Here is a 10,378-nt window from a genome sequence, read left to right as displayed (position 1 = left end):
ACTTCACGCGCTGGCCGGGCTTGGCGCCGCTGTCTGGGCTGAGCAGGTAGATTTCCTCGCCGCCGGGGCCGGCGGCCAGGACCATGCCCTCGGAGACGCCGAACTTCATCTTGCGCGGGGCCAGGTTGGCCACGTACAGGGTCAGGCGGCCTTCGAGCTTGCTCGGGTCCGGGTAGGCGCTCTTGATGCCGGAGAACACGTTGCGCTTCTCGTCGCCGATGTCCAGGGACAGGCGCAGCAGCTTGTCGGCACCCTCGACGAACTCGCACTTCTCGATCAGCGCGATGCGCAGGTCGACGGCGGCGAAGGCGTCGAAGTTGATCTCCGCGGCCAACGGGTCCTTGGTCAGTTCGCCATTGCCTTGCGGCTGGTTGGCGGCGGCGAGGTCTTCCTTGGAGGCTTCGATCATGGCTTCGATTTTCGCGGGCTCGATACGGGTCATCAGCGGGTTGAACGGGTTCAGTTGGTGATTCGCCAGCAGTTGCTGGTGGTCGGCCCAGGTCAGCGGGGCGACGTTGAGGAAGGCCTCGGCGGCCTCGGCCAGCTTCGGCAGCACCGGCTTGAGGAAGATCACCAGCTGGCGGAACAGGTTCACGCCCAGGGCGCAGATGGCCTGGACCTCGTCCTGCTTGCCTTCCTGCTTGTTCAGCGCCCAGGGCGCCTTGTCGGCGATCCAGGCGTTGGCCTGGTCGGCCAGGCCCATGATCTCGCGCATGGCGCGGCCGAAGTCGCGGGCTTCATAGGCGGCGGCGATGCTCGGCGCGGCGGCCTTGAAGGCCTCGGCCAGTTCCGGCGCCGGGTTGGCGTCGACCAGCACGCCGGCGTTGCCCTTGTGGATGAAACCGGCGCAGCGGCTGGCGATGTTGACCACCTTGCCGACCAGGTCGGAGTTGACCTTCTGCACGAAGTCCTCGAGGTTCAGGTCGAGGTCGTCGACGCCGCGGCCGAGCTTGGAGGCGTAGTAGTAGCGCAGGTATTCCGGGTCCAGATGGTCCAGGTAGGTGCGCGCCTTGACGAAGGTGCCGCGCGACTTGGACATCTTCTGGCCGTTGACGGTCAGGTAGCCGTGCACGTTCAGCGCGGTCGGCTTGCGGTAGCCGGCGCCTTCGAGCATGGCCGGCCAGAACAGCGCGTGGAAGTTGACGATGTCCTTGCCGATGAAGTGGTACAGCTCGGCCTTGGAATCCTTGTTCCAGTAGGCGTCGAAGTCCAGCTCCGGGCGGCGCGCGCAGAGGTTCTGGAAGCTGGCCATGTAGCCGATCGGCGCGTCCAGCCAGACGTAGAAATACTTGCCCGGGGCGTCGGGGATCTCGAAGCCGAAGTAGGGCGCGTCACGCGAGATGTCCCACTCCTGCAGGCCGCTGTCCAGCCATTCGGCGAGCTTGTTGGCCACGGAGTCCTGCAGGGTGCCGCTGCGGGTCCACTGCTGCAGCATGGCCTGGAAGTCGGGGAGCTTGAAGAAGTAGTGCAGCGACTCCTTGAGCACCGGGGTGGCGCCGGAGATCGCCGATTTCGGGTCCTTCAGCTCGGTCGGCGCGTAGGTGGCGCCGCAGGCTTCGCAGTTGTCGCCGTACTGGTCGGCGGTGCCGCACTTCGGGCAGGTGCCCTTGATGAAGCGGTCGGCCAGGAACATCTGCTTTTCCGGGTCGAAATACTGGGTCACCGGGCGTGTGGCGATGTGCCCGGCCTCGCGCAGCTTCAGGTAGATGGCCGAGGACAGCGCGCGGTTCTCTTCCGAGTGGGTCGAGTGGTAGTTGTCGAAGTTCACCAGGAAGTCGGCGAAGTCGGCCATGTGCTCGGCGCGCACGCCGTCGATCAGCTGTTCCGAGGTGATCCCTTCGCGCTCGGCGCGCAGCATGATGGCCGAGCCGTGGGCGTCGTCCGCGCAGACGTACACCGCCTGGTTGCCACGCATCTTCTGGAAGCGCACCCAGATGTCGGTCTGGATGTATTCCAGCATGTGGCCCAGGTGAATGGAGCCGTTGGCGTAGGGCAGGGCGCTGGTGACGAGGATCTGGCGGTTTTCGGACATGATGCTCAGGCCATTGGGGCAAAACGAGGGAAGTCAGCAACTATATAGGCGCGGGACATTTTTTTCACCCGTGGGGGCGCGGCGGCTGCCTTGCGGTTGTTCGCGAGCAAGCTCGCTCCTACAGGGGTAATATGCCCGCCTATTGTGCTCAGTCTTTATTCGGGAGAACCCATGAGCGTCGTCACCCGCGCCACGGTGGAGGCCGTACTCCGCCAGATCATCGATCCCCACACCGGCCAGAACCTGCTCGACGCCGGCTACCTGCGCGACCTCGACATCCAGGGCGGGCGCGTCGCCCTGACGCTGGAACTGGGCTACGCCGCCGGCCTGTTCAAGAACGGCCTGGCGCAGACCGTGCAGATGGCCGTGGAAGCCGCCGACGGGGTCGACGCCGCCCAGGTGAAGGTCGACGTGAACATCGCCGCGCACAAGGCCCAGGCCCAGGTGCCGGGCATGAGCAACGTGAAGAACATCATCGCCGTGGCTTCCGGCAAGGGCGGCGTGGGCAAGTCCACCACCGCCGCCAACCTGGCCCTGGCGCTGGCCCGCGAAGGCGCGCGGGTGGGCATCCTCGACGCCGACATCTACGGCCCCAGCCAGGGCATCATGTTCGGCATCGCCGAGGGCACCCGGCCGAAAGTACGCGAGCAGAAGTGGTTCGTGCCGCTGGAGGCCCACGGCGTTGAGGTCATGTCCATGGCCTTCCTCACCGACGACAACACCCCGGTGGTCTGGCGCGGGCCGATGGTTTCCGGCGCGTTGCTGCAACTGATCACCCAGACCGCCTGGAACGACCTGGACTACCTGGTGATCGACATGCCGCCGGGTACCGGCGACATCCAGCTGACCCTGGCGCAGAAAGTCCCGGTGGCCGGCTCGGTGATCGTTACCACCCCGCAGGACCTGGCCCTGCTCGACGCGAAGAAGGGCGTGGAGATGTTCCGCAAGGTCAACATCCCGGTGCTGGGCGTGGTGGAGAACATGGCCGTGCACATCTGCTCCAACTGCGGCCACGCCGAGCACCTGTTCGGCGAAGGCGGCGGCGAGAAGCTGGCCGCGCAGTACGGCGTGGAGCTGCTGGCCTCGCTGCCGCTGTCCATGGCCATCCGCATGCAGGCCGACGGTGGCAAGCCGACGGTGGTCGCCGACCCGGAAAGCCAGCTGGCGATGATCTACCAGGAAATGGCCCGCTGCGTCGGCGCCCGCATCGCCCTGAGCGAGAAGGACGCTCCGGCGCTGCCGAGCATCTCCATCAGCGAAGATTGAAGCCGCCCGGCGCGCCCCTTTGCCGGGCGGCGCGCCTGCCGGTAAGATTCGCGTTTCTTTTTCAAGCAGCTACGGGACGCCCGCCATGAGCATCAAATCGGACAAGTGGATTCGCCGCATGGCCCTCGAGCACGGGATGATCGAGCCCTTCGTCGAGCGCCAGATCCGCGGCGCCGACGACAGCCGGGTGATCTCCTACGGCGTCTCCAGCTACGGCTACGACGTGCGTTGCGCCGCCGAATTCAAGGTGTTCACCAACATCCACTCGGCCGTGGTGGACCCGAAGAACTTCGACGAGAAGAGCTTCGTCGACATCAACAGCGACGTCTGCATCATCCCGCCGAACTCCTTCGCCCTGGCGCGCACCGTGGAATACTTCCGGATTCCCCGCGACGTGCTGACCATCTGCCTGGGCAAGAGCACCTACGCGCGCTGCGGCATCATCGTCAACGTCACCCCGCTGGAACCGGAGTGGGAAGGCCACGTGACCCTGGAATTCTCCAACACCACCAACCTGCCGGCGAAGATCTACGCCAACGAAGGCGTGGCGCAGATGCTGTTCCTGCAGTCGGACGAAGCCTGCGAAGTGTCCTACCGCGATCGCGGCGGCAAGTACCAGGGCCAGACCGGCGTGACCCTGCCCAAGGCCTGAGGCTTCAGGCGGATACGAGAAACCGGGCCTTGGCCCGGTTTTTTCTTGCCTGTGGGCCGGGTGCCCGTCCGGACCATCGGCCCTCGTGCGTGGCGGCGGATAACGCCAGGGGCGTTATGCGCCCTACCGGAGGCGCGCGGCTTCGTGGCCGGGTAGGGCGAATAACCGTTCGCGGTTATCCGCCGCCGACGCTACTTCAGGTTGCCGCTGAGGAACTGCCGCAGGCGCTCGCTCTTCGGCTGGCCCAGCACCTCCTGCGGCGGGCCCTGTTCCTCGACGCGGCCCTGGTGGAGGAACAGCACCTGGCTGGAGACCTCGCGGGCGAAGGCCATTTCGTGGGTCACCAGGATCATGGTGCGACCCTCCTCGGCCAGGGCCTTGATCACCTTGAGCACCTCGCCGACCAGCTCCGGGTCGAGCGCCGAGGTGGGTTCGTCGAACAGCATGATCTCCGGTTCCATGGCCAGCGCGCGGGCGATGGCCACGCGCTGCTGCTGGCCGCCGGAGAGGAAGGCCGGGTACTTGCCGACCACCTGCTCCGGCAGGCCGACCTTGGCCAGGTACTTGCGCGCGCGCGCCTCGGCTTCCTGGCGGTCGACGCCGAGCACGCGGCGCGGCGCCAGGGTGACGTTCTCCAGCACGGTCATGTGGCTCCACAGGTTGAAGTGCTGGAACACCATGGCCAGGCGGGTGCGGATGCGTTGCAGCTGCGCCGCGTCGGCGACGCGCATGCCGCCGGGGCTGGCGACCATGCGGATGTCCTCGCCGTCCAGGCTCATGCGACCTTCGTCGGGCTGTTCGAGGAAGTTGATGCAGCGCAGGAAGGTGCTCTTTCCCGAGCCGCTGGCGCCGATCATGCTCACCACGTCGCCGGTGCGCGCTTCCAGTGAGACGCCCTTGAGCACTTCGTTGTCGCCGTAGCGCTTGTACAGGGCATCGATCTTCAGTGTGGTCATGGAATCCTCAGGTCGGGCCGCTTCGCGGCGGCCGGTCGCGAATGGGTCAGCCGTGGCTGGGGCCGAGGAAGGCCAGCCAGCGGCGTTCGGCGAGGCGGAACAGGCCGACCAGGGTGAACGAGGTCACCAGGTACAGCGCCGCGGCAATGCCGAACGACTGGAAGGACAGGAAGGTGGCGGCGTTGGCGTCGCGGGCGATCTTCATCACGTCCGGCACCGTGGCGGTGAAGGCCACGGTGGTGGAGTGCAGCATCAGGATCACTTCGTTGCTGTAGTAGGGCAGCGAGCGCCGCAGCGCCGAGGGCATCACCACGTAGCGGTACAGGCGCCAGCCGCTCAGGCCGTAGGCGCGGGCCGCCTCGACCTCGCCGTGGGCGGTGTTGCGGATGGCCCCGGCGAATATTTCGGTGGTGTAGGCGCAGGTGTTCAGGGCGAAGGCCAGCAGGGTGCAGTTCAGGCCGTTGCGGAAGAAAGCGTCGAGGATCGGCTGCTCGCGCACCGCTGCCACGCTGTAGATGCCGGTGTAGCAGACCAGCAGCTGGATGTAGAGCGGGGTGCCGCGGAACACGTAGGTGTACAGCTGCACCGGCCAGCGCACCAGCGGGTTGCGCGAGACACGGGCGATGGACAGGGGAATGGCGAAGGTGAAGCCGAAGGCGATGGACACCGTCAGCAACCACAGGGTCATGGCCAGGCCGGTGATGTGGTAGCCGTCGGTCCAGAGGAAGGCCTTGCCGTACTGCTGCAGCAACTCGATCATCGCAGGGCCTCGCGCACGCCGGTCGCGTAGCGGCGCTCAAGAGCGTTGAGCACGATGTTGGAAAGGGTGGTGAAGAGCAGGTAGATGGCGCCGGCCACCAGCAGGAAGAACAGCAGGCGGTAGCTGCTCTTGCCGGCGTCCTGGGCCGCGCGCACCACGTCGGAGAGGCCGATGATCGAGACCAGCGCGGTGGACTTGATCAGCACCATCCAGTTGTTGCCCACGCCCGGCAGGGCGAAACGCATCATCTGCGGGAAGAGCACGAAGCGGAACCGTTGCAGGCGGGTCAGGCCATAGGCGCTGGCGGCTTCCAGCTGGCCGCGCGGCACGGCGAGGATGGCCCCGCGGAAGGTCTCGGTGAAGTAGGCGCCGTAGATGAAGCCGAGGGTGATGATGCCGGCGCTGAAGGGGTCGATCTCGATGTAGTCCCACTCCATGTAGTCGGTGAGGTCGGCCAGCCAGGTCTGCAGGCTGTAGAAGATCAGCAGCATCAGCACCAGGTCCGGGACGCCACGGATCAGCGTGGTGTAGCAGGTGGCGGGGAAGCGCAGCAGCTTCGAGCCGGACAGCTTGGCGGTGGCGCCCAGCAGGCCCAGCAGCACCGACAGCAGCAGCGAGCAGATCGACAGCTTGACGGTCATCCAGGTGCCGTCGAGCAGGATGGAGCCGTAACCCTTGAGGCTCGTGTAGTCGGCCAGGGTCCGGAAGAAGTCCTGGAGCATGCGCGGGGCGCTCCCTTGGTTCGGCGTTGTTCTTGAGCAGAATAGACCGCGCCCGGCCAGCGCAGCGGCTGCCGGGCGCGGCGGAGGCGGGTCAGTCGTTGTAGATGTCGATGTCGCCGAAGTATTTCTTCTGCAGCTTGTCGTAGGTGCCGTCGGCGTGGATGGCCTTGATGCCCTTGTTGATCATGCCGCGCAGCTCGTCGTTGCCCTTCTTGATGCCGATGGCGATGTCGGCCGGCATCAGCGGGTCGTGCACCGGCTTGCTGATCTCGAAGCCCTTGCCCTGGTCGGTGGTGAGGAAGCCCTGCTCGGCCTGCAGCATGTCCTGCAGGGACACGTCCAGGCGCCCGGACACCAGGTCGGCGTAGACCTGGTCCTGGTTCTGGTAGCTCTTCACGTTGACCCCTGCCGGCTCCAGCTTGGCCTTGGCGAAGGTTTCCTGGATGGTGCCCTGCTCGACGCCGACGGTCTTGCCCTTGAGGGATTCGGCGGTGGCCTCCAGGCCCGAGCCCTTCTTGCTGATCATCGCGGTGGGGCTGGTGAACAGCTTGTCGCTGAAGTCGATTTCCTTCTTGCGCGCCTCGGTGACGGTCATCGAGGAGATCACGCCGTCGAATTTGCGCGCCTTCAGGCCCGGGATCATGCCGTCGAAATCGTTGGGCATCCACACGCACTTGACCTTCAGGTGCTCGCAGATGGCGTTGCCCAGGTCGATGTCGAAGCCGACCAGGCTGCCGTCCGGCGCCTTGGATTCGAAGGGCGCGTAGGACGGGTCGGTGGCGAAGCGGATTTCTTTCCATTCCTTGGCTTGCAGGGCGCCGGCGCTAGCCAGGAGCGCCAGGGCAGAGAGAGTCAGCCATGCTTTTTTCATCGAGTGGAATCCTTGGGTGGTTGATTCAAGCAGTGGAACGAAAGGGAACGCATGCAACATCAAAATGACAGCAAGTTTCGAACCAGAGGCGCCGGCGCCGGTCTGGGCGGTAGGAGATGGACGACGGGCGCGGTCCTGCAACAGGTATAGCAGCCGGGCTGGGAGGGAATGCCCCGCATTGGTGCGAGGAGGCGGGATTTTCGGTAACAGGCTGGTGCGCGGTGAATTTTTCGGCGCAGCAAAAAAGAAAGGCACCCGAGGGTGCCTTCAAGATGATCATGGAGTAAGTCGACTGATCTGATCCGCCGGCGCGGGGGAAGTTCCCGCGCCGGACGAAGATTTTTCCTTCGGCCGGTTACTTCTGCGGCACCAGGGTCAGGCGCTTGCTGCCGTAGACGCGGTCGAGGTTCTGGCTCTGGAACGGGAAACTCATGTAGTCGCCCTTCAGCCAGGCGTCGATGCCGTCGGCGTAGTGCGGGCTGGACGGGTTGCCGGACTGGCCGCTGCTGTTGAGCCCGAGCATCGGCTCGCTCTGGCCGAAGTCGACGACGATGCGCATCGCCGGGATCAGCCAGGTGTCGAAGTCCTGGCCCCAGTTGTAGGCCGAGACGTTCAGCGTGCTGTGGTCGCCGCCGGCGGCGTAGGGGCCGCGGTCCAGGTAGCCCTTGATCGCGCCCAGGCTGGCGCGCTGGCCGGCGTCCAGGTACGGCGCCATCTTGGTGCTGTCGCTCACCCAGTTGTAGGTGTGCAGCTTGCCCCACTGCCAGGCGCGGCGGTCGGCGCCGAGCTTCTGTTCGCAGAAGGCGGTGGCGGCGGCCAGGCTGCGCGCCAGGATCGCCGGCTTGTCTTCCTTCTGCGGGGTGCGCAGGTCGTCCCAGAACGGGCTGTCGTCGCGGCCCAGCAGGTGGTCGGCCTGGGCGGAGTAGGAGAGGTTGGCGTTCTGCACGAAGGCCTTCCAGGTCGGGCTGTCTTCCGGGCCCAGTTCGTCGAGGAAGATCTGCTTGCTGCTTTCCTGCAGGAAGGCCTCGTAGAGCGCGGCGTCGGCGGAGGTCGGCGACAGCTTGCCGTCGAACGCCAGCAGCCGGTCGAGGGCTTCGCGGGCGCGCTGGCGCTGGGCTTCGGGCAGGGCCTGGATCGCCTGCTTGAGCGGCGCGGCCATGCCCGGGCCCTCGAACATCGCCTGCAGCTTGGCGGCGAAGGGCGTGGTCTGGTCGTACTGCATGGCGATCATGCTGCGCGCGTCGTGGCTTTTGCTGGCGTTGGCCAGCTGGGCGATGCGCTCGGCGCGCTCCGGGTAGTACCAGGAACTGGACAGCTGGGCGCCGTAGCCCGGCGGCGCGGTGCGGTTGTTGGCGGTGCCCAGCCAGCCCTGCTGCGGGTCCTGGTCGGACGGGTGGAGGATCGGGTCGGCGTAGCCGTCCCAGTCGTAGCGGCCGTCCCAGCCGGGGGAGGGCAGCAGGCCACGGCCGTCCTTGCGGTTGGGGAAGCGCCCGGTGACCTGCCAGCCGATGTGTTTCTCGTCGGCGAACACGATGTTCAGCGGTATCGCGCGGATTTCCCGGGTGGCGTCGAAGGCCTGTTCGACGCTCTTGGCCCGCGACAGGTCGAAGAACGCGTCGAGGGTCTTGTCGGACACCGCCTGGATGCTCTGGTAGGCCAGGCCGTAGCCGCTGGACATCGGCAGCGGCTGCAGGTCGTTCTTCTTCGCGCCGAGCAGGGCGCTGTTGAGCAGCGGGCCGTGGCGGGTCTCGTAGATGGTTTCGCGGACCGGGCGCTGGCCCTTGATGAAGAAGGTCTCGTTGCGCTCGATGGCCGGCTTCCACTGGCCGTCGGCGAGGTAGTAGAGCTTGCCGCCCTGGCGTCGCACTTGTTCGAGGAACACGTCCTGGTTGTCGCCCATGACCATGGTCATGCCCCAGGCCAGCTTGCCGTTGAAACCGGCCACCACACCCGGCACGCCGGCGATGGAGACGCCGGCGGCGCTGTACTTGGGCGAGCGGATCTGCACGTAGTTCCACACCGAGGGCATCGACAGCGGCAGGTGCGTGTCGTTGGCCAGCAGGCTCTTGCCACTGCGGCTGCGTTGCGGCGCGATGGCCCAGTTGTTGGAGGCGGCCACGCCCATCATCTGCAGGCTGGCGACCGCCTCGGCGGCGGCGCCGACCTCGGCCAGGCCGGGAATCTGCCCGCCGAGGTTGAGGCCCTTGAGCTTGTCGGCCTCGGCGAAGGGCAGGGCCTCGTCGGGGTAGATCGGGGTCAGCCAGGCGAGTTTCTCGGCGCCGACCTTCTGCGCCAGCACCAGCGAGTCCAGCTCTTCCTGCAGGTTCACCGCCAGGCCGAAGTTGAGCAGGGCGAAGACCAGCGCCGAGTCCTCGGGCTTCCAGTATTCCGGACGGTAGCCGGATTCGGCGAGGTCCATCGGCAGCTTGTCGCGGTAGCGGAACAGGTAGGCGTTGACGCCGCGCGAGTAGGTTTCGAAGAAGCGTTTCAGACGCGGCGAGGCGCCGGCGTAGAGCGCGTCGGCGGACTGCTTGAGGTTGACCGTGCGCATGAACCGGTCGATCTCCAGCGCGCCCGGGCCGACCATTTCCGACAGCCGTCCCTGGGCCATCAGGCGCAGGCCGACCATCTGGCTGATGCGGTCGCTGGCGTGCACGTAGCCCAGGGTGAAGAGCGCGTCGTGGAAGGTGCTGGTCTCGATCAGCGGCATGCCCAGGGCGTTGCGGCGGATCGACACATTCTCGGCCAGGCCCTTGATCGGCTGCACCCCGCTGGTGGGCGGCAGGCTGTCGGCGTAGCGGTCGTCCAGCCAGCTCTGGCAGCCGGCGAGACTGACGGCGGCGCCGAGGGCGGCGACGAGGCCGAAACGGGGAAGCGGGCGGAAGGCTCGCGGGGCCATGGAAACGTGCTCCTGCACTGGGGCTTGCGGAAAGCCGCTACGTTAGTGAGGCGCGCACCGTCGTGCAAGCCGCAGAGGCAGGGATTTCGCGGGCTGTGGGTGGTTCGGGAGAGTGGGGCAGGGATGTTCGCGAATGGGGGTTCGCGCCACCGGGGCGTCTGGCATGGCCGGCGAGTCCAATCGCGGACGGAGTCCGCTCCTACGCCCGTGCTTCCCTGTA

General features: G+C 66.5%; 8 protein-coding genes. 2 read left to right on the top strand and 6 right to left on the bottom strand.

Annotated features, from left to right (window positions below; translation table 11 throughout):
* On the bottom strand, window positions 1-2,032 hold a 2,032-nt coding region (metG, locus tag P3W75_RS25690; RefSeq protein ID WP_276230137.1), incomplete at its 3' end, for a methionine--tRNA ligase.
* A 171-nt stretch (window positions 2,033-2,203) separates the two neighbouring features.
* Here metG and apbC point away from each other — a divergent pair.
* Window positions 2,204-3,298: an iron-sulfur cluster carrier protein ApbC gene (apbC, locus tag P3W75_RS25685; RefSeq protein WP_276230136.1), complete on the top strand. Its 1,095-nt coding sequence runs from the start codon at window positions 2,204-2,206 to the stop codon at window positions 3,296-3,298.
* 85 nt (window positions 3,299-3,383) lie between these two features.
* A complete protein-coding gene (gene dcd, locus P3W75_RS25680) occupies window positions 3,384-3,950 on the top strand; it encodes a dCTP deaminase (RefSeq protein ID WP_276230135.1) in 567 nt (188 codons plus the stop codon).
* Window positions 3,951-4,141: 191 nt separating this feature from the next.
* Here dcd and P3W75_RS25675 read toward each other — a convergent pair whose 3' ends face one another.
* From P3W75_RS25675 to P3W75_RS25655, 5 genes are all read right to left on the bottom strand, one after another.
* Window positions 4,142-4,906 (bottom strand): ABC transporter ATP-binding protein, encoded by a 765-nt coding sequence (locus P3W75_RS25675; protein ID WP_276230134.1) that lies wholly within the window; start codon window positions 4,904-4,906, stop codon window positions 4,142-4,144.
* Between the two features lie 46 nt (window positions 4,907-4,952).
* On the bottom strand, window positions 4,953-5,666 hold the full coding sequence (locus tag P3W75_RS25670) for an ABC transporter permease (protein WP_276230133.1): 714 nt from the start codon (window positions 5,664-5,666) through the stop codon (window positions 4,953-4,955).
* Complete coding sequence (locus P3W75_RS25665) at window positions 5,663-6,388, bottom strand: ABC transporter permease (RefSeq protein ID WP_276230132.1); 726 nt, start codon at window positions 6,386-6,388, stop codon at window positions 5,663-5,665. The genes P3W75_RS25670 and P3W75_RS25665 overlap by 4 nt, the downstream gene beginning before the upstream one ends.
* Window positions 6,389-6,479: 91 nt before the next feature.
* Complete coding sequence (locus P3W75_RS25660; protein ID WP_276230131.1) at window positions 6,480-7,259, bottom strand: ABC transporter substrate-binding protein; 780 nt, start codon at window positions 7,257-7,259, stop codon at window positions 6,480-6,482.
* A gap of 355 nt (window positions 7,260-7,614) precedes the next feature.
* Window positions 7,615-10,158 (bottom strand): penicillin acylase family protein, encoded by a 2,544-nt coding sequence (locus tag P3W75_RS25655; protein ID WP_276230130.1) that lies wholly within the window; start codon window positions 10,156-10,158, stop codon window positions 7,615-7,617.
* Window positions 10,159-10,378: the final 220 nt, after the last annotated feature.

Origin of the sequence: Pseudomonas citronellolis (genome assembly GCF_029335315.1) — a bacterium.
Lineage (GTDB): Bacteria > Pseudomonadota > Gammaproteobacteria > Pseudomonadales > Pseudomonadaceae > Pseudomonas > Pseudomonas citronellolis_A.
The sequence above is the reverse complement of the archived record's forward strand: the minus strand, read 5'-3'. Positions and strand labels throughout refer to the sequence as shown.